Genomic DNA, 19,404 nt, shown 5'->3' with positions numbered 1-19,404 from the left:
CATTATTGCGAGGGCGGGCCAAATTTGCCAGCGCGAAAATCAGCATAGGCTTCTTCAATTTCCTCGATCGTATTCATGACAAACGGACCATGGGCAACGACCTGTTCGCGCAGTGGCTTTCCTGAATAGACAAGCACTTTTGATCGCTGCAAGGCACGGACACGTAGGACGCTTTCGGTTTGTCCCGTTTCATTTGGCCAATTGAACAAGCCGACACCCGTTTTTCCTAAAACGACTTCGTTTGCCTCTGGCCCAAAAGCCAACTCCCCTTGCAGCACATAAAGATGACCATTGTCACTTGCAGGCAATGTTAAATCGTACTCCGCCCCCGCCTGTAACGATAGCTCCACCATCTGAACAGGCACTGCAGAACGGAGCGGCCCGGTCACCCCGCCTACTCTCCCTGCATAAACGCGCAATAAACCGCCGTCTATTTCGACTACTGGCGCTTCTTCCAGACGGACGTCCTGGTAACTGGGAGGCGAGCGCTTTAATGCTTTCGGCAAATTCACCCACAACTGCAACGTATGAATGACATCATCGGCAAATGCCTCCTCCGCATGGCGGGCGGCGTAACCGGCATTCATATATTGGACATCGCCTGCGTCCAAAATCGAATAACCGCCATGGTTATCGGAATGTTCCAACCTGCCGTCAATCACATACGTGATCGTTTGAAAACCACGATGAGGATGGTCGGAAAACGTCCCTCGTTTAAACCAGTCATCAGCCATCACGACAAAAGGATCAAAATCTTGCTCTCGCCCTGGCGGCAACACCCATCCTTGTTGCACATGGGGATACCCATTTTGCCTGTACTGGACATACCAATGCTCACGAATCGTGCGTGCAATTTGCGCTTCCATTTTTCTGCCCCCTTTACAATAAGTATAAACAAGTTCCACACTGGAAAAAATGAGGCACTTTCAACTCTGTAAGTTCCTTTGGAGATACTTTTGTTTTTTCGAAATGATGGAGAAATGACATCGCCACAATATTTCACTGACGGTGCAGTCTCAGCCAATAGAAAAAGGAGCCGCCCCGCCGGGAAACTCCTTCTATCACCATAGCTATGCCCAATCATTCATTTAAAGCCCTCACGCAAATACGTTGCAATTGCCTCAATGGTTGCCTTAAAAGCATCGTTCTGTTGGAATAATGATAGCACTGTCTGAATGAGCATAAGACGTGGCTCCGGTTGATTGAGTTCTTCTTTTAACAACTTTATATTAGCTCGAAGTGCATCACGCTCGGTTCCTGATAGAGGCACATCCTCAATTTGCTGCTCTAAAAGAGTTACGAAACGTGCCACTTCCTCCTTTGCCGACATCTGGCGTGTCTGGATTGGTTGATACTTACAAAATGGTTTCATCAAACGGTGCGAAAGAAGGGGCTGTTTCACTTCCCCATGCTTCACCAGGAGATCGAGATAAAAAACTACCATTTGCGCCCCATGTGAAAAGTCAAGTTCCTCTTCATAGTAAGAGCCTACTTCCACATACTCTTTTACAGCCGACTCATAGAACAAAACCAGGTCCCAAACATGGTCAAACTCTCTTGAGTAAGCGCGCTCAATATTCTGCCTTAAACGATGGTAGGATTGAATTTTATACTCTCTAATTGGTTCGTCTAATTCCCGGAACTCTTCTTGCTCCATTACAAAAGGAATCAGATGATAGATATTTCGATTGCCATACAAACTCCTCATATATAGTTCCGTTTTCCGCAAAAATTTCTCTTTTGCTTCAAGCCCACTTTCCTCAATTGCTTGCTCCTCGCTATCAGTCAAAAAATGCCGGTGCTCTAACAGTTTAAAAAAGAGTTCTTTCTTTGATGAAAAATGTTTGTAAAACGTACCCTTGGACATTTTACATATAGTGACAATCTCTTGCACGCTTGTGGCTGAGTAGCCCTTTTCACTGAATAGCTGAAAGGCCACACGCATAATATCTGCTTGTTTCACCATTTAACGTTCCCCTCTTAGACGGATTATGTCCTTTCATTGATTATAAAGGTTCATCGAAGATTTTTTTACTTTCATAAGAAAGTACTTCCCCTTCCAACTATAGTACTAATAAGTACCTATGTGTATTTTCCTCTTTTAATAAAAGATACTAGTAAGTTTCGACTCGCGATTCTACCAGTGCTATCATAAATTAAAACTTCCATAAAACGGAAGAAACCATCACGCAAAAAGGAGAGAACGCACAAATGAATCCTATCGCTCAGCTAGGACAAAAACGCTTTGTTTCACTTGATCTCGCTAGAGGTTTTATGTCTTGTCGCCCTCGCCCATGCATCGTTGTTTTTGGGCAGCTCCTTGTTAACCCGTCCCGAAAGTATGAGTATGTACGATACCATCGTCAATTATCTTTCTGTCTTTTTGGTTGATAACCGGGCAAGAGCGATGTTTGCGTTGTTGTTCGGCTACGGTCTGACTTTGATTGTGCGCAGTTATTTAAAACGAAACAAACCGATAAAAGATGCAAAAACATCTCTTTACCGAAGAGCTTGGTTCCGCATTCTATTCGGCTTCATCCTCTCCGTTCTAATCGGTGGAAAAGACATTCTCGCCATCTATGGGACGGCCCTTCTCGCGTGTTGTTGGCTACTGTTCCGAAGCGACAAAACCGTACTTCGAAGCATCATGGCCGTATCCCTTGCTTATGTCGTTATTTTGCCGCTCACATGGATAGGGATGGCCTATGCACAATTTAATGGAAACGCGATCCTTCCAGGCAATTACGCATATTACTTCGAACGAGTCACAAGCCAGTTTATCCAATTTGCCACAGGCGGACCATTCATCGCTCATTTTCTGCTGCCTGTTGGAGTATCAATCCTTATAGGTATCTACTTCGGGCAAAAAGGCTTGTTAAATGAAAGCCCAAAGAACAAACCATTCCTGAAAAAAGCGGCTGTTTACGGCCTCTCCATTTCCTTAATCGGCGCTGTTCCACATGCCTTATACAGCAACCAACTGATCGAATTGCCGCCAGCCTTAGTCGGCTTAACTTTCTCCTTGCATATGGCTTACAGGCATTTTAGGGGGTGTTGCTTACGCCGCTATCTTTGGCTTAATTGGACCGAAAATAACAAACCCAAGCGGTATTGTATGGGCGATCACGTCCCTCGGAAAACGATCGCTTACGTTTTTTATCTACAACGAAATCATGTTAATTGTGCTGTTCTCAAAACAAATACTTATCTAGGAAACCAACTAGGCATGGCCGCAGGATGGGGGCTCACTCTATTGAAAACAACTTTGATTTGATCGATCAAGCCATTACAGATCTAGAAAAGGAAGGAAAAACCAAGCTGGCGTTGAATTATATGAAAGTTGCGCATGATGCGCGTTTGTACCAAAACACTTTAGGAGTTGATCAATTTGTTTAAACGGATTGTTTTTCTATCGCTTCTAGTAGTTGCACTTACTTTAGGAGTTAGCCCAAACGGTGAAAAAGTGGATATTACATTCTTACCGACAGAGTCTTCCCATCTCACATAATGTTTTTATTAAAAACTATCGAGAGTCAATTGCTGGCTCTCTTTTTCTTATTTGATTGTTTTAAAAGTTAGTGTGTGTTACATCTGAACTTTTCTCTTTCTCCTCAAAAAGTCGATGCGAACATGGATAAACAGATACAGCCTATTTGAACAATGTCTCCGCTCCGTAAATTTAGAAGATAGCCTTGCAGGACAAGGCGGAAGACACTCAAATGCTTTTACATCAACAGCCACGTGCCGCTGCTTTTCATCGAATTTTGGTAAGCCCCTTCATAAGCCTCTCAATCAAATAACTTAGTAACTACAAAGAAATAACCTGACGCTTCATCTCGCCCAGAGCGCACAACGGCATACTCTTTTCGATCTATTTTCGATGGGATATATCCGAGTTACCTTCCCATTTTCACCATTGTCCTCTATGATGAAGTTCGTGAGTGGTGGTGTGTGTAATAACTCTGCCAAGATGCTTGAACCATGGATTTCAATATACTTCACGATCTTTTTCTTTTAAGCTAACATAAATTTGTTCAATGTAAGTTACGTGTGGGAAGGTGTGTCGACAAAGGTCCGATAGAGCTTTTTTTGGGGGGTTAAAACCCGACCGTTCATTCGAAAAACGAAAGGGTGGTCTTGCTGCCGACATCTCTTTCCATAATGAAGTTTAAAAATGGCATAACTCCAAAAGAGTCATGCCGTAGATAAAAGCTTTAAATTGAGAGGGGCAGTTCATACGTGGAGTTCTTCTTCTTTATTTACAGTTTACAAAACTCGGTTTCATGTCATTCCGGCTGGGATGGTGCAAAATCCCTCTCTCGTTTCTATTTGCATGAATACGATGATAAACGAGCGATTCCTAATCTCCTGTCATACTAAACCGCCTTTTAGGAAGTCCAGCTCTCAAGCACCCTTTTATCCATTGTCTCTATCAACCTACCTCGTTAAAATAAGCGAGTGCGCAAAGACAGCATCTTATTTACACATCTGACAGCGTACAAAGCCTACGATTTGACCTTCAACTGCGGCACAGCATATTCAAATTGGTATGCGGCCTCATCAATGGATTTCTCGATTTCCTTAGGAAGGTTAATAGTCGATGAATGAATTCGTTCAATCTGTTGATTGAAGTTCATCAAGTGGCTCACATCGATTGAACGCAATGCTCCGGTTTCAAGTTCTTTTTTCACTGCCAATTTTGGAAGAAATCCAATGCCTGACTGGTGAAGAATCAACGACTTTGCGATCTCCATGTTGCCGACTTTATGACGAATCCTCGCTTTAGCGTTATGCGCTTCAAAAAGCTTGTGAACTAAGTTCCAATTAAAAGCCCCACACTCAAAAAAGACAAGCGGCTCCTGGGCAATTTGGTGGGCTGATGGCATTTGAGTTGTAGCAAAAGGGTGGCTTGGATGAACGACTAAATGAATCGAGTTATCCAAAAATGAATGACTAAGTATTTCCTCTGAATAATTATCTAACTGTCGTACAAAAGCTACGTCAATTTCTTTCCGGCTCACACGTTCCAAAATATATTCATTTCCACCACACACAACGTCGTATTCAAGCGTAGGGAGCTGTTGTGAAAAGAACCAAATAAACTCAGGCATGACATATTGGGCAGTAATCATGTTCGCGCCAAACGTAAATTTTTTTTTCTTTGATCCACTCCTCAGCTTCTCTTTGCTTTGCTGGTACGTACGAATCATTTGTTCAGCAAACGGAATAAAGTCTTTGCCTTTTTCCGTTAATGTAATCCCTCGACCTTGCCTAATGAATAACTGCGTCTCTAGCTCCCGTTCTAACCCTTTTATTCGTGCTGTTATCGATGGCTGTGTTAAATAAAGCGCCTCAGCAGCTTTATGGAAGCTTTTGAATTTCACGACATACATAAACGCTTCTAAATAGTCCATATTCATCAGCATTCCCCCTTCGTTTACAACTCAACTATATTTGCTTCCATCATATACCCAACTAAAAAGATATGCAATTAAGTATTTTTCTTAGACTGTTTATTAAATTGATAAAACTTTTCAATATATTCCTAAATTCTTCTATTGGTTTAGCTATTGCTATTTGAAATCGATAGGCGTAGGATGAACAAAAACATATTATTCCTACCCGATTAATGCTAAATGAAGCTTTAACTAAAACATTGACTATACAAGGAGGACGTTGCATGAAATTCGTTAAATCTTCAGCCTTTCACTCCTGCATTTTAGCTTTAGCCATTATCATCTCTGGATGCTCCAGTTCATCTGGATCAAGCGCTTCACCAGATAGAACGCCAACAGAGGAGAAAGCTGGAGACCTTACGTATGCGCTCGCAACGAACCCTTCTACACTCGACCCTGGTCGAAGTGGCTGGGCTGTTGAGTCGCGAGTTTACAACCAAATTTTCGAAGGCTTGTTAACACGGCTTCCTGATGGCTCCATCGCACCACAACTAGCAACCGATTGGGACATATCTGATGATGGAAAAACATATACTTTTCATCTTCGCGATGATGTCACTTTTCATGACGGTACCCCTTTTGATGCCGAGGCTGTCCAATACAGCTTTGACCGAATCCTTGATCCAGCAACCCAGGCGGGCAATGCCCTTAGTGCACTTCACCCATATGAATCAGCGGAAGTGATTGACGCGCACACAATTAAGCTGCATTTAGCGACACCGTCTGCTTCTTTTTTAACAAATTTAACGCAAACGCAACTGTCAATTGTTTCTCCGACTGCTGCTGAAGAACATGGCAGCCAGTTTGGGCAAAATCCAGTCGGCACCGGTCCCTTTGAATTTGTCAGTTGGCAAGAAAATTCAGAGATTCAACTTAAACGCTATGACGATTACAACTGGGGCTCAGCCCAATCAGAAAACAAAGGACCTGCTTTTCTTGATACATTGACGTTTAAAATCATTACAGAGGAAGCGACAAGAGTTGGCAGCTTACAAAGCAGCCAAGTTCTTGCAGCTGAAACCATCCCTCCGCAAAACATTGAGGCATTTGAAAGTGACCCGTCGCTTAAACTATTGAGCCAGAATACAGAAGGACTTCCTTACACGCTTTTTATTAACTCGGAGCATGAACCGTGGGGAGAGCTTGAAGCTCGTCAAGCATTGCAATACGGCATTGATGTCCAACAGATTGTTGACACCTTATATTTTGGAACCTATGACCGAGCTTGGTCCTCCATCACCCCAGGTCTTCTCGGGTATGATGAGTCACTTGAGCATTCTTTTGAACCGGACAAGGAGAAAGCGGAACAGCTTCTTGAAGACATCGGTTGGAAAAAAGGCACAGACGGCATTCGCGAGCGTGATGGGGAACGCTTAACCTTAAACTATGTTGATAGTACCCCAAACCGCGAAAAGCGAAATGATATTGCCGTTATCGTCCAGCAGCAACTGAAAGAAATTGGCATTGACGTTATCATCGAATTGACAAAGGATATTAGCACAACCATCCATGAAAATGGCGACTATGATTTATATGGAAACAGCCAAGTGAATGGCGATCCAAACGCCCTGCGCCAGTTTTACCGTACTCCAGACGAAGGAGCGAGAAAGACCCTTTCAAGGTTAAACGACCCAAAGTTAGACGAGTTGCTGGAGCAAGGCACCATTGAATTGGATGAGGAAAAACGGATTGCAATTTATAAAGAGATTCAGCAATACATTCATCAACAGGCGATCATCATTCCCATTTATGTTTTCCCTTACACAGTTGGCACCCAGGAATCCGTTCAAGGAATCACCTTTGACTATTTAGGCTATCCATTCTTTAATGACACCTATGTTCGCTAGCACGGAAGGAGGCGCCAAGATGGCACGAATCATAGCCGAACGGCTTGTTACATCTTTGTTTGTTATCTTTGGTTCAACGATTCTAGTATTTACAACACTATATGTCTTGCCGGGAGACCCTGTGGACTCGATCATTGACCCTTCCGTTGCGACGCCTGAAATGGTAGAGAATTTGCGCAAAGAGCTTGGCATCGATCAACCCTACCATGTCCGGCTCATTCATTACTTCTCTGATCTGTTTCGGGGCGACTTTGGCCAATCATTGGTAAACTCCACACCCGTGCTGCCGCAAATAATCGAGCAATTCCCTAAGACGCTCGCTTTAACAATAGTTAGCTCTTGCATTTCAATTATAGTTGGTATCACGCTTGGTGTCCTCTCGGCAGTGCACCGAAATAAGACGATTGATGTATTGGCAAGAATGATCGGGCTATTCGGAATCTCCATGCCTACCTTTTGGACCGGCATTCTGCTTATTCTCATTTTTTCCGTCGCACTTGGTTGGCTCCCTTCCCTTGGATCGGATGGATGGCAAACATTGATTCTTCCAAGCTTTACACTTGGCATTATCGGAGCGGGCTTTATCATTCGAATGGTACGTAACAGCATGCTTGAGGTGATCAGCGAGAATTTCATTACAACTCTACGTGCCAAAGGATTAACTGAACGAGCGATTATGTACCGACATGCATTAAAAAATGCTTTAATTCCAGCATTAACGATGATGGGGATGATGATTGGTGATATGTTAGCTGGCACGGTGATTATCGAAACCGTTTTTTCTAGGCAAGGGATAGGTCGCTTGATTGCGGATGCAATTATGGCTAGTGATTTGCCTGTTGTCCAAGGGGTGATTTTTTTTACCGCGATTTTGTATATCTTGATTAATCTCATTGTTGATCTGTCTTATTCAGCCATTGATCCACGTGTGAGACGCTCCATTTTACATGACTAATCAAAAGGAGGTACCAAGGTGAGGGAAACCACCATAAATAAAAATGTATTAAAGACGCAAAAAAACGTTCTCGCACCTCAAACCAAACAGCGTGCCTTTGGCTCAGCCGACATCTTTGCCTGTGCAGCTGGGGTTGTTATTTGTTTCATTGTCGTCTGCGCATTAGCTCCCCAGTGGGTTGCCCCTTACCCGCCAACGCAGATGGTTCATGAAGCCATCCTTCAAGCGCCCAGTATAGCCCATCTTTTTGGCACAGATCAATTCGGCCGTGATGTCTTTAGCCTCGTTGTCCATGGAAGCCGTGACTCTCTGTTCATTGGAGGTCTATCCGTCGCAGTTGGCGGTATCGCTGGGGGAATGATCGGAGCATTTTCCGGATATATAGGCGGAAGAGTAGATCGTCTCCTTATGCGCATGATCGAAATTCTTATGACAATCCCTGGCATTTTGCTTGCTTTAGCGATAGCTGCATCCCTTGGACCAAGCCTGTTTAATGTTGTTTTCGCCATTGCGGTTGCTTCGATCCCAGGTTACGCAAGAGTCATGCGTGGGCAAGTCATGAGCATTAAAGGACGGCCTTTCATTACAGCCTCCCAATCAATTGGCGTCTCGCAAAGCAAGATTTTCTTCTCTCACGTTCTTCCCAATGCCGCCTCCCCAATGATTGTGATGGCCACATTGGGAATGGGAACAGCGATTCTTGCAGGTTCGGGCTTGAGCTTTCTAGGATTAGGTGTGCTCAATGAAGTTCCTGACTGGGGGGCTCTACTCTCACAGGGAAGGGGGTTCCTTACCGTCGCCTGGTGGATTTGTACATTTCCGGGCCTTGCGATTACAGCATTTGTTCTTTCAATAAATATAATTGGTGACTGGCTTAGAGACTACTTAGATCCGAAAAAACAACGAGTGTAGGAGGTCGGTTATGCCTAGTCTATTAGACATCCAGCACCTTGACGTTGCGTTTGAGAATAAAAACCGTCGCTTGCCTGTTTTAAACGATGTCTCCCTTTCCATTAATAAAGGAGAAACGGTATGCCTTGTTGGAGAATCGGGCAGTGGCAAAACGGTTACCTCAAAAGCGATCATGCGCTTAATTGATTACGAGCAAGGCATCATTACAGGTGGACACATTTATTTTAACAACCAAAACATCGCCGAATTAACCCCTAAAGAACTGCGAGACCTGCGTGGCAATAAGATAGCGATGGTCTTTCAAGAACCGATGTCTGCCTTTGATCCTGTTTATACAATTGGCTTTCAGATTGCCGAAACGATTCTTAGACATAAGCGTATGAGCAAACAGAAAGCATGGGAACAAGGGATTCGTTTGCTTGAAAAAGTTGGAATTCCAGAACCGGCCTTGAGGATGAAACAATATCCTGGCGAAATGTCTGGAGGCATGCTACAGCGCACGATGATTGCGATGGCACTCTCCTGTGAGCCCGAACTTTTAATCGTCGACGAACCAACGACTGCTCTGGATGTGACCATCCAGGCTCAAATCTTGTTATTGTTGCAACAGCTAAAACAAGAATTCAATATGTCGATTCTTCTCATCACTCACGACTTAGGCATTGCTGCTGAAATTGCTGATCGCATTGTCGTTATGTACGCAGGAAAAGTGGTGGAGCAAGCTACCACTGTGGACTTATTCGCAACACCTATGCACCCCTATACACAAGGCTTGCTTCAATCCGTCGCAACGATGGAGCAAAACGAGCGCACCAGGCTTTATTCGATTGCCGGAGCGATTCCTAGTTTGTCAAACTTGCCATCTGGGTGTCTCTTCCATCCAAGGTGTCCTCATGCGACCAATCGTTGCCGCACGGAGGTCCCACCACTTGAGCAAAAAAAGGGACGTGAGGTTGCTTGCTGGCATACGGAAGTCCTTCTTACTGAGCAAAAGTCATCCCCGTTGGAGGTGATTCCAGAAGTTTCTACTCAAGTGGCAAACGCCTCCATCAACAAAAACGAACTGCTTTTCCAATTGAAGAATGTCAGTAAACATTATCGTGTGAATGGACCGATGTTCTTTCAATCATCTAAACGAATTCGTGCTGTAGATAACATCAGCTTTTCGATTCGAAAAGGAGAAACCTTTGGTTTAGTTGGAGAATCAGGAAGCGGAAAGTCGACTTTAGGGCGAATGCTCTTGCAATTGGAAAATGCAACAGAGGGAGAGGTAATGTTCCAAAATGAAGATTTAACAAAATTTAAATCAGCCAAGCTACGGGCCGTTCGCCAAAATATGCAGATGATTTCCCAAGATCCATACGGTTCACTTGATCCACGCTGGACGATAGCTGACATTATTTCCGAACCGCTCCGAACCCACCAAAAATTATCTAAGAAACAACGACAACAACGCGTGGAACACTTACTCTCTGCTGTTGGCCTTGACCCTGCCTGCGCAGCTCGCCACCCCCATGAATTTTCAGGCGGTCAGCGCCAGCGAATTGGCATTGCCCGAGCCATCGCGTTAGAACCGTCCTTTATCCTTGCAGATGAGGCTGTGTCTGCGCTTGACGTTTCCGTCCAAGCCCAAATTGTAAACTTGTTACGCGACTTGCAAAAACAATATGGATTAACGTATCTCTTTATCGCGCACGGGCTCAATGTCGTTCGTTACATTTCAGATCGAATTGGCGTCATGTACTTAGGAGAAATGGTTGAAATCGGTCCAAGCGAAGAAATCTTTAATGCGCCTGCCCACCCGTACACGAAGGCGCTTATCGCATCAAACCCAAAACTTGAGCCAACACAAAAACGGGTTCATGCAGCGATTGATGGAGAAATCCCTTCACCAATTAACCCACCGGCTGGCTGCCGGTTTCACACACGTTGTCCTTATGCTGATCGCAAATGTCGAACCGAACACCCATCTCTCCTACCACTTGGAGAAGACCATTTTGTTGCTTGCCATTACCCTCTCTAAGAAGAAGATACTACTGTATTGGAGGAGATTGAATTGTCAAAACGCCACCTTGTCATCGGCTTCATGCTTCACGGAGCTGGAGGAAATATGGCTTCATGGAAACATGAATCCGGTCCTGCAGACGCCAGTGTGAACATAAGCCATTACCAGCAACTTGTCCAAAAAGCCGAACAGGCAAAATTCGATTTTGCTTTTGTCGCAGACGGCTTATCAATTAACAAAGATGTCTTGCCCCACTTTCTGAATCGCTTTGAGCCACTTACGATTCTTTCTGCCTTAGCAGCTACCACTTCCCATATCGGTTTGGTCGGAACCCTGTCAAGTTCTTACTCGGAACCATTCACAGTCGCTAGACAATTTGGCTCCCTTGACTTGATTAGCGGCGGGCGTGCTGGATGGAATGTCGTTACCTCGCCTTCTTCCGGCGCTGCCCGTAACCATAGCAGGGGCTCTTTTCCAAATCATTCATTGCGATACGAGATTGCTGAGGAGCACCTTGAAGTCGTTAAAGGATTGTGGGATTCATGGGAGGACGATGCATTTTTATTTGATCGGGAAAGCGGCACGTACTTTGATCCAGAGAAAATGCACACCTTAAACCATGTCGGGAAGCATTTTCAAGTAGAAGGACCCTTAAACATCCAACGCTCCAAGCAAGGACAACCTGTTGTCTTTCAAGCCGGTTCTTCAAACGCAGGAAGAGAGCTTGCTGCCAAGACAGCAGATGCGGTCTTTACAAATCATCAAACGGTCGAAGACGCACAAGCTTTAAATCAAGATGTTAAAAACAGAGCTGTTTCGTATGGCCGCAAGCCAGAGGATCTTTTAATTTTACCCGGCATTGGTCCGATTATCGGCAACACGGAAGAAGAAGTCGAGGAAAAATATGCCGCCTTACGAAATGGGAGCTCCATTGAAGCAGCGCTTCATTATTTAGGTCGTTACTTCGACCACTATGATTTTAGCCAGTTTCCATTGGATGAGCCATTCCCAGATATTGGCGACATTGGGTCTGAGAATTTCCGCTCAACGACAGACCAAATTAAGAGAGACGCACGAATACATGGAAAGACATTGCGCGAAGTCGCGCTTGAAGCAACAACACCACGGAGTAGCTTTTCTGGCACGCCCCTCCATGTCGCCAATGAGATCGAAAGATGGTTTCTCTCCGGGGCCTGTGATGGCATTATTTTTGGTTCACCGCTGCTCAATGATGGCTTGGATCTTTTCATTAAAAAGGTACTACCAATCTTGCAGGAGCGCGGCATTGCCCAAACCGAATATCCTGGCACCACGTTACGCGACAATCTCGGTCTACCGTTTAAACAAAGCAGGTATGCTGCTCGTAAAACACAATAGTATAAGGAGGGGCTTTATCGCCCCCCTTGTCACTTACATAATCATCTTTAGGTTCTCCTATTTTTTCAACCCCGTACAAATTAATATGATTCCTCATTTTATGTTGCTTTCCATTCACTCCAATGATGAAACCTTTATTCAGAAAAGCACCCTCTTCACACTGTAGGCAAAGAGAGCGCTCTATTCGTTTCAGGCAATAGAAGTGAATCACTTTTTACTCACTCCATTTTTGTCTACAATACAACCCTATCCAAGGGCGAAGTAGCTTCCTTCCAAGTCGAGAGTCGGTGTTTCAATCATTTTAATACGCACGTAGCGCCCGGGTCGATTCTTCCTTTGCCAGCTTCAACACTCGATCAACACGCTCGTCAATCTCTGCTGTAATAAAGAATTGCTCGTTCCCTAGTTTTTCGATATGAGTATCAAGTACGTAAGCGCCACTTAAAATCGTTGTTGCTCCTAAGGAAGAAAGGACTGGCTTTAAAGCATAGTCGATGGCGAGCAAATGTCCAAATGACCCTCCAAGCACAAGCGGAAGAACTGCTTTTCCTTCAAGCCCCTTTTGCGGAAGCAAATCTAAGTATGATTTCAATATACCAGAATAGGCTGCTTTATACACTGGGGTTAGTACAACCACAACTGAAGCATTCGCAACCTTTGCATTTGCTTGTGCGATCGCTTCGCTTGCATAATTGGCTGAAAGCAAATCCTCGGCAGGCAACTCATGAACAAAAATCGCCTCTGTGCTAAATCCTTCCTTTTTAAAATAGGATTCCGTTTTTTGATACAATCCTTTTAATCGTGATTGATGGCTATTGCCCCCATAGATAATCGCAACGTTTGGCATCGATCCTCACCGATCCTTCCTTCTAATTGTTCGTTCGGCCTTTCTCCTAATTTACCTAGCCCAACACACCCTCACGAACTTGGACATGTTTAAGCAATTCTTTGCCACTGTTAAATAGGTAATATGCTGCTTTTATGAGTGCTGTTTCATCTACTGTAAAGGACGGGTGATGCCAATCTTCGGCGCCATTCGTCCCAAAAAAAGCAAACGAGCCTGGGATTTGGTGCAAAAAATACGAAAAATCTTCTCCAGCTGTGGAACGTTCTGGATTCACCACCGTCAGCCGAAGTGATCGTGCAGCCGCTCTCGTTATATCAGTAATCACTGGATCGTTGACTAATGGAGGTGGCCCCGCATACCACTTAACAGCTGACTCAACTTGAAAGGCTTGGCTAATATACTCTGAAATCTGATAGAAACGCTCCTTCACATGCTGCCTCACAGCTGAATCAAACGTACGCACCGTGCCTTCTAACGTAACATCCTCTGGGATGATATTCCAGCTATTTCCTCCTGTGATTTTTGTAACACTAACAACAGCATTCTCTAATGGTGACGTATCACGGCTGACAATTGTCTGTAGCGCTGTGACCAGTTGAGCAGCTGCTGCGATCGGGTCATGGCCTTTTTGTGGCAGACCCGCATGCCCACCGACGCCCTTTACCACCACTTTAAAACGATCAACTGCTGCCATTAATGGCCCGTCTTTTAAACCAACAGTGCCCACAGGCAAATCTGGCTTATTATGCAAGCCTATGATAGCGTCCACACCTTCTAACTGGCCATCGTTTATCACCTTTTCTGCTCCTGCGCCTGATTCTTCTGCTGGTTGAAACAAGAACCGAACTGTTCCTGTCAACTGTTCTTCCTCTTCCTTCAACAAATAAGCGGCACCGATTAAAGCAGCTGTATGAAAATCATGGCCGCACGCATGCATTTTGCCTTCCGCTAATGAAGCAAACGGCAGACCAGTCTGCTCTTGAATGGGTAACGCATCAATATCAGCGCGAATGGCAATCGTCGGGCCAGGCTTTCCGCCTTTGATCTCCGCAAAAACCCCAGTTGGCAATGAGGTTTGCCGGATCTCAATGTCCTTTTCAAGCAGCCAGCCCGTGATCGACTTCGTTGTTTCAAACTCCTCTTTTGACAGCTCTGGATGCTGGTGCAAATGCCTGCGAATCTCGATTAATCGTTTTTCCAGCTCCTGTTTCGTCAAATCGTCCACACTCCTTCTTTAAGTCAAAACGAAAACACTTTACAAGGGACTCGCCATTCAAAAATTCCTTCGATTCGTCTCGTTTAAAGCCTAGCCACTCGTACAATTTGATTGCCTGACTCATGATGTCACCGGAATGCAAATAAAGATAATCTGCCCCTTTTGCCGTGGCGATTTTCAAACTTTCTTTAATAAGTCGTTGCGCTACACCTTGCCCCCTTGCGTTTGGGTGAACAGCAAGCAAACGAATAACCGGGTGGTTGATTACAAGTCCTGGCCGTTGATACGCTTTATCTCCTGATTCAAATAGTTGCACCGTCCCGACAATGTTGGGCCCCTTTGTAGCAACCAATATGCGCTCGACGTTTGGATTATCAACAGATGCTCTCATTGTCATGACATACTCTGACCACGCTTCCGGGCTTCTAAATACGGCTTCATACTGGCTGTAGCTCTCGATTAAAAGCTGTTGCACTTCGTCCTTATCAGCGACTGTAAATGCACGAATGGTGATTGGTTGAGGCATTTGCGTCACTCCTTTGTCATCTTCTTTCCCACGAGCTCCTTCACCGTTTCGTTCGCCAAAAAGGAAGGAGCAAGTGCCTCCTCCAAGTGGGACAACCCGATTTGCGTAATGCCCTTGTAAACCTCATTTTTTCCTATCTCAACGACTGGTACATGGCGAATACCATATTTTGCTTCTAAAATATCCCTTCGATCATCCTGATTTGTCACATCAATCGTTTGGTAAGCGAGTTGCTGCCCCTCTAAATAGTCCTTTACCTCTTGGCAATAATGGCATCCTTGTTTGGACCACACGATAATGGAAACGTTATTTGACATGCTTTGTTCCTCCTTTAGAAACTGTTTTTTATACATGCACTACATCATTCCACTAAGGAATGCCCGTCAATGATTTTCCATTCTTGTATAGGGCGCCTCACTTTAATTTCTAGAGCCTCTTCCTTATAGCTAAACTTTTTTTTCATAAAAACAGCATCCGGACGTTTTCCATTTTGCAATCCCTCTACCACGTGATAGCCTCTTTGTTTGTAATAATCGACTAACCACGGATGAGCGTTTGAAGTTCCCAATGAAACCGCCGGGCTTTTTAACTGGGTATGCACCACTTCTCTCTCGCACCATGACAATAACGAGCTACCGATGCCGTTCCTTCCGTTTATCGGGTCGACTGCAAACCACCAAATATGGGGTAGGCCAAGTGGACCGGGATTGCTGCTCCAAGGCAAGCGCACAGACACTGATGCTTGAATGACTCCTTCTCCTCCTACAAAGACGTAGCATAAATTCTCGTTGATGTTCTTTTTTACATAATCAAGGTCGGCGTGCGCTGTTGAAAAATGAATGCCTAACTCTCGAATCGGTTGATAAGCACGCCGAGTCAAATGAAGCAATTGCTCTGCATCTGCTTCATTAGCCAAACGAAACTGGCTCATTCTCTCTCCCACCTTTTTTCCCTTGTTGGAGCGTAAACTGTTGCAAAAAACGTTGTGTTCGGTCCTGTTCAGGGTTTGTGAATAGTTCCTCGGCTGTTCCTTCCTCCACAATCACCCCATCAGCCATAAAAATAACCCGATCCGCGACATCACGAGCAAAATTCATTTCATGGGTGACAATAAGCATCGTTTGATTTTTGTTGAAAACCAATTGGCGGATCACTTGCAAAACCTCCCCTACTAACTCTGGATCTAGGGAAGATGTAGGTTCATCAAAGAGAATCACACTCGGATTGAGGGCTAGAGCACGGGCAATGCCTACTCGTTGTTGTTGTCCTCCCGACAATGCCACCGGATAATGATTGTATTTTGAAGAAAGACCGACCTCGTCTAACAGCTCTTTTCCAATCACTTCTGCTTCTCGTTTGTTCATTTTCTTAGTGACAATTAACGCCTCGCTTACATTTTCAAGCGCGGTTTTGTTTTTAAATAAATGGTATTGTTGAAAAACCATTGTACTTTGTTGGCGTAAACGAAAAATATCCTTTTTAGATGGTTTCTCAGCGTTCACCTTTTGTCCGCCTATTTCAATCGTCCCCTTGTCAGGACGTTCCAGAAAATTAAGACAACGCAACAATGTTGATTTTCCAGCACCTGAAGGGCCTATAATCGCTACGACCTCTCCTTGCTCTACCTTAAAATCAATATTTTTAAGCACTTCCATCCCTTGAAAAGACTTACTCACGTTCACCACTTCCAACATTAAATAGACACCCCCCGCTCATATGGCTTATCGATTCTCCGCTCATAGAGTGATTGCAAAAAGGAAAAAAGAGCGGTTAAAGCCCAATAAATAAGGGCGACGGCCACATAGCTTTCAAAAAAATTGTAACTCGACGCGGCAGATAATTTTGCCTGGGCAAACATATCTGTCACACCAATTGTAAAAGCCAAGGAAGTCTCTTTAATGATCATAATAAAAAAATTACCAGTTGGTGGTACCGCTGTTCGAATGGCTTGTGGAAGCACAATTCGTTTTAGTGCCTGCCCTTTGCTCATGCCAACAGATAGAGCAGCTTCTAACTGTCCTTTTTCTACCGCCGTTAGGCTTGAACGAAACACTTCGGATAAATAAGCCGCATTTCGCAAACTTAAAGCAATAATCACAGCCGTAAAGCCATTAATAAATAACAATTGGGGGAAGAGTTGAGGCAACCCAAAATAAAAAATGAAAATTTGTACAAGCGATGGGGTACCACGAAAATAGGAAATGAATACAAGCGATATGTGATACAAAATCGGAACTCTGTTTTTTGTAATAACCCCGAGAATTAATCCAAGAATAATCGCTAAACCCGTTGCAATAACGGACATGCCTAACACCATTGGCACGTATGGCAATAAGATCGGAAACATTTCTAACATGTACGTAAAATCGAAGTTCACACTCGGCGCTCCTTTCTATTCACCTCACTTGATGACCAGCGGTTCGGTTATATCAAGTTCAAACCACTTTTCTGACAACTCCTTTAGTGTTCCGTCAGCTTTCATCTCCGCCAACTTTTCATCAAAAAGCTGACGCAAGTCATCATTCTCTTCTTTAAATGGAAAAGCAAAAACCGTTGGCGCAAAAGGTTCTCCAGCGTACTTTAAGTCCAAGCCCGATTTTTCAATTTTAAAAAGCCCACTCGGATAATCGACTAAGCTTGCATCAATGCGTCCGTTCACGATATCTAAAAAAATGCCGTCACTATCTTCGTACGATTCAAGCGTAAAGTTTTGACCATGCTCTGCCTGAAATTCTTCCAAGTATTGTTCTTTTGCCGTTCCAAGACCTTGAGCTATTATTTTCCCATCCAAGTCGTTTAAGGATTGAATTGAATCATCGTCTTCACGGACAACAAGCTGCCAAGCCGAATACACATATGGTTCTGTGAAATTAAATTTTTGTTCCCGCTCTTCAGTGACCTCCGCCTGATTGGCAATCGTGTCAATTCGATTACTTTCAATCAAGCCAAATAAGCCACTAAAATCGGCAACAGTGTATTCGACCTCAAATCCAGCTCGTTCAGCAATCTCATTAATTACGTCAATATCGTAGCCAGCCAATTCATTCTTTTCATCATAGAAGGTAGAAGGAATCGTTTTCCCACTCGTCCCTACCCGAATGACATGATCTTGTCTCTCTTCGTCAAGTACGCCTTGGTTCCCTGGACGTTCCTCCCCACTTCCTGCCGAGCTGCACCCAGCGATTAAGTAGAGCCAGACCAAAACCCCTTGTATTAAAAAACGTTTTTTCATCGCTATTCTCCTTAAACATTGGCTAATATGGCTTCGGCTAGAAGCTGAAACGAGCGCATCCGTTTATTCTGATCCTTTACTTTCGTGACAATCATCAGCTCATCGATCCCCGTTTCCTCTTGAAAGGCATACAATTCATCGCGCACGTTTTCTGGCTTTCCAGCAAAAACTTTCTTCTCACTGACTTCAATCGTCCCCAATTGACCTGATTCACGAATAAATTGTTTCGCTTTGTCTAAATGACCCACATTTATTTTTTTCCCATCTTCGAGCGTTACTCGATAGTTTTTATCACTGCTGACGAGGATTTGCGCTTCTTCATCTGTATCAGCAACAACGACAGAAACGGCTGCAATTACATACGGGCTTCTTTGTCCAGCCCCAATGTCAAATTCTTTCCGATACGATTCAAGAGCTCGGCTGAGTTCCGTTTCATCGCTATTAATAAACTGCGCAAATACATAAGCAGTACCCGAACGAGCAGCAAGTTCAGCACTGCTTTGACTGGTTCCTAACGTAAATACAGGAATTGGAGCAGATGGAGCTGGCAATGCCCGTAACCCATATAACGGATGCTGTTCAGGTAGGTTATCCTGCAGAAAGTAGAGGAGGATTTGCAGCTTTTCATTTAGCGAAGCCGATGTGCCATCTTGTTGTGCTTGCAACGCTAACGTTGACAATGGCAAGCCTCCAGGCGCCCTGCCAATTCCAAGATCAACCCTACCAGGGCCGAGCGCATCAAGCACATGAAATTGCTCCGCTACTTTGTATGGACTGTAATGCTGAAGCATCACTCCGCCTGAACCAAGTCGAATGTAGTTGGTTTTCGCTAATAAATGAGCAATGACGATTTCTGGAGCAGTGCCGACAGATTCGCTTGAAAAATGGTGTTCCGATAGCCAAAATCGATGATACCCCCATTCTTCTGCTTTTCCAGCAAGTGCGATCGTACGCCGAAACGCAGCTTGTGAAGACTCACCCTCATTAATAGGCGTGTGGTCAAGAACACTAAGCCTCATCTCTAACACGCT

The 19,404-nt window shown here is 44.4% G+C and carries 18 protein-coding genes; 6 read left to right on the top strand and 12 right to left on the bottom strand.

The annotated features are described in order from the left end of the window. Window positions 1–2: 2 nt before the first annotated feature. The gene (locus tag BC8716_RS09260) at window positions 3–866 is read right to left on the bottom strand and encodes a pirin family protein (RefSeq protein WP_094425077.1); all 864 of its coding nucleotides are present in this window, start codon (window positions 864–866) and stop codon (window positions 3–5) included. Window positions 867–1,084: 218 nt separating this feature from the next. Then, window positions 1,085–1,966 carry a TetR/AcrR family transcriptional regulator gene (locus BC8716_RS09255; protein ID WP_094425075.1) on the bottom strand — a complete coding sequence of 294 codons (882 nt, stop codon included), beginning with the start codon at window positions 1,964–1,966 and terminating at the stop codon, window positions 1,085–1,087. 381 nt (window positions 1,967–2,347) lie between these two features. Between BC8716_RS09255 and BC8716_RS23075 the strand changes: the two genes are divergently transcribed. Further along, a complete protein-coding gene (locus tag BC8716_RS23075; RefSeq protein WP_257392298.1) occupies window positions 2,348–3,274 on the top strand; it encodes a DUF418 domain-containing protein in 927 nt (308 codons plus the stop codon). A gap of 1,231 nt (window positions 3,275–4,505) precedes the next feature. Here the strand turns inward: BC8716_RS23075 and BC8716_RS09245 are convergent. Continuing rightward, the gene (locus BC8716_RS09245) at window positions 4,506–5,420 is read right to left on the bottom strand and encodes a LysR substrate-binding domain-containing protein (protein WP_169715929.1); all 915 of its coding nucleotides are present in this window, start codon (window positions 5,418–5,420) and stop codon (window positions 4,506–4,508) included. A 260-nt stretch (window positions 5,421–5,680) separates the two neighbouring features. On the opposite strand from BC8716_RS09245, the gene BC8716_RS09240 reads away from it, so the two are divergent. From BC8716_RS09240 to BC8716_RS09220, 5 genes are all read left to right on the top strand, one after another. Further along, on the top strand, window positions 5,681–7,303 hold the full coding sequence (locus BC8716_RS09240) for an ABC transporter substrate-binding protein (RefSeq protein WP_094425071.1): 1,623 nt from the start codon (window positions 5,681–5,683) through the stop codon (window positions 7,301–7,303). Between the two features lie 19 nt (window positions 7,304–7,322). Then, window positions 7,323–8,258, top strand: a complete 936-nt coding sequence (locus BC8716_RS09235; RefSeq protein ID WP_094425069.1) for an ABC transporter permease — start codon at window positions 7,323–7,325, stop codon at window positions 8,256–8,258. Window positions 8,259–8,276: 18 nt separating this feature from the next. Beyond that, window positions 8,277–9,170: an ABC transporter permease gene (locus BC8716_RS09230; RefSeq protein ID WP_257007353.1), complete on the top strand. Its 894-nt coding sequence runs from the start codon at window positions 8,277–8,279 to the stop codon at window positions 9,168–9,170. 10 nt (window positions 9,171–9,180) lie between these two features. After that, window positions 9,181–11,193 carry an ABC transporter ATP-binding protein gene (locus tag BC8716_RS09225; RefSeq protein ID WP_094425067.1) on the top strand — a complete coding sequence of 671 codons (2,013 nt, stop codon included), beginning with the start codon at window positions 9,181–9,183 and terminating at the stop codon, window positions 11,191–11,193. A gap of 63 nt (window positions 11,194–11,256) precedes the next feature. Continuing rightward, window positions 11,257–12,552 (top strand): LLM class flavin-dependent oxidoreductase, encoded by a 1,296-nt coding sequence (locus BC8716_RS09220; RefSeq protein WP_094429212.1) that lies wholly within the window; start codon window positions 11,257–11,259, stop codon window positions 12,550–12,552. A gap of 301 nt (window positions 12,553–12,853) precedes the next feature. Here BC8716_RS09220 and ssuE read toward each other — a convergent pair whose 3' ends face one another. From ssuE to BC8716_RS09170, 9 genes are read right to left on the bottom strand one after another with little or no spacing between them, the layout of a single operon-like run. Further along, the gene (gene ssuE / locus BC8716_RS09210; protein ID WP_094425063.1) at window positions 12,854–13,399 is read right to left on the bottom strand and encodes an NADPH-dependent FMN reductase; all 546 of its coding nucleotides are present in this window, start codon (window positions 13,397–13,399) and stop codon (window positions 12,854–12,856) included. Between the two features lie 55 nt (window positions 13,400–13,454). Next, window positions 13,455–14,615, bottom strand: coding sequence for an amidohydrolase (locus tag BC8716_RS09205; protein WP_094425061.1), 1,161 nt, complete (start codon window positions 14,613–14,615; stop codon window positions 13,455–13,457). Beyond that, the gene (locus BC8716_RS09200; protein ID WP_094425059.1) at window positions 14,530–15,141 is read right to left on the bottom strand and encodes a GNAT family N-acetyltransferase; all 612 of its coding nucleotides are present in this window, start codon (window positions 15,139–15,141) and stop codon (window positions 14,530–14,532) included. Before BC8716_RS09200 ends, BC8716_RS09205 begins: the two co-directional genes overlap by 86 nt. A 5-nt stretch (window positions 15,142–15,146) precedes the next feature. Then, window positions 15,147–15,458, bottom strand: a complete 312-nt coding sequence (locus BC8716_RS09195; RefSeq protein ID WP_094425057.1) for a glutaredoxin family protein — start codon at window positions 15,456–15,458, stop codon at window positions 15,147–15,149. A 44-nt stretch (window positions 15,459–15,502) separates the two neighbouring features. Further along, window positions 15,503–16,072 (bottom strand): GNAT family N-acetyltransferase, encoded by a 570-nt coding sequence (locus tag BC8716_RS09190; RefSeq protein ID WP_157730387.1) that lies wholly within the window; start codon window positions 16,070–16,072, stop codon window positions 15,503–15,505. Continuing rightward, on the bottom strand, window positions 16,050–16,835 hold the full coding sequence (locus tag BC8716_RS09185) for an amino acid ABC transporter ATP-binding protein (RefSeq protein ID WP_094425055.1): 786 nt from the start codon (window positions 16,833–16,835) through the stop codon (window positions 16,050–16,052). Before BC8716_RS09185 ends, BC8716_RS09190 begins: the two co-directional genes overlap by 23 nt. Continuing rightward, the gene (locus BC8716_RS09180; RefSeq protein ID WP_094429211.1) at window positions 16,835–17,497 is read right to left on the bottom strand and encodes an amino acid ABC transporter permease; all 663 of its coding nucleotides are present in this window, start codon (window positions 17,495–17,497) and stop codon (window positions 16,835–16,837) included. Before BC8716_RS09180 ends, BC8716_RS09185 begins: the two co-directional genes overlap by 1 nt. A 45-nt stretch (window positions 17,498–17,542) precedes the next feature. Then, complete coding sequence (locus tag BC8716_RS09175; protein WP_094425053.1) at window positions 17,543–18,373, bottom strand: transporter substrate-binding domain-containing protein; 831 nt, start codon at window positions 18,371–18,373, stop codon at window positions 17,543–17,545. A gap of 11 nt (window positions 18,374–18,384) precedes the next feature. After that, on the bottom strand, window positions 18,385–19,392 hold the full coding sequence (locus tag BC8716_RS09170; RefSeq protein WP_094425051.1) for an LLM class flavin-dependent oxidoreductase: 1,008 nt from the start codon (window positions 19,390–19,392) through the stop codon (window positions 18,385–18,387). Window positions 19,393–19,404 lie beyond the last annotated feature (12 nt).

Origin of the sequence: Shouchella clausii (genome assembly GCF_002250115.1) — a bacterium.
In the GTDB taxonomy this organism is placed as follows: domain Bacteria; phylum Bacillota; class Bacilli; order Bacillales; family Bacillaceae_D; genus Shouchella; species Shouchella clausii.
This window is presented reverse-complemented; position numbering and strand designations above follow the sequence as displayed.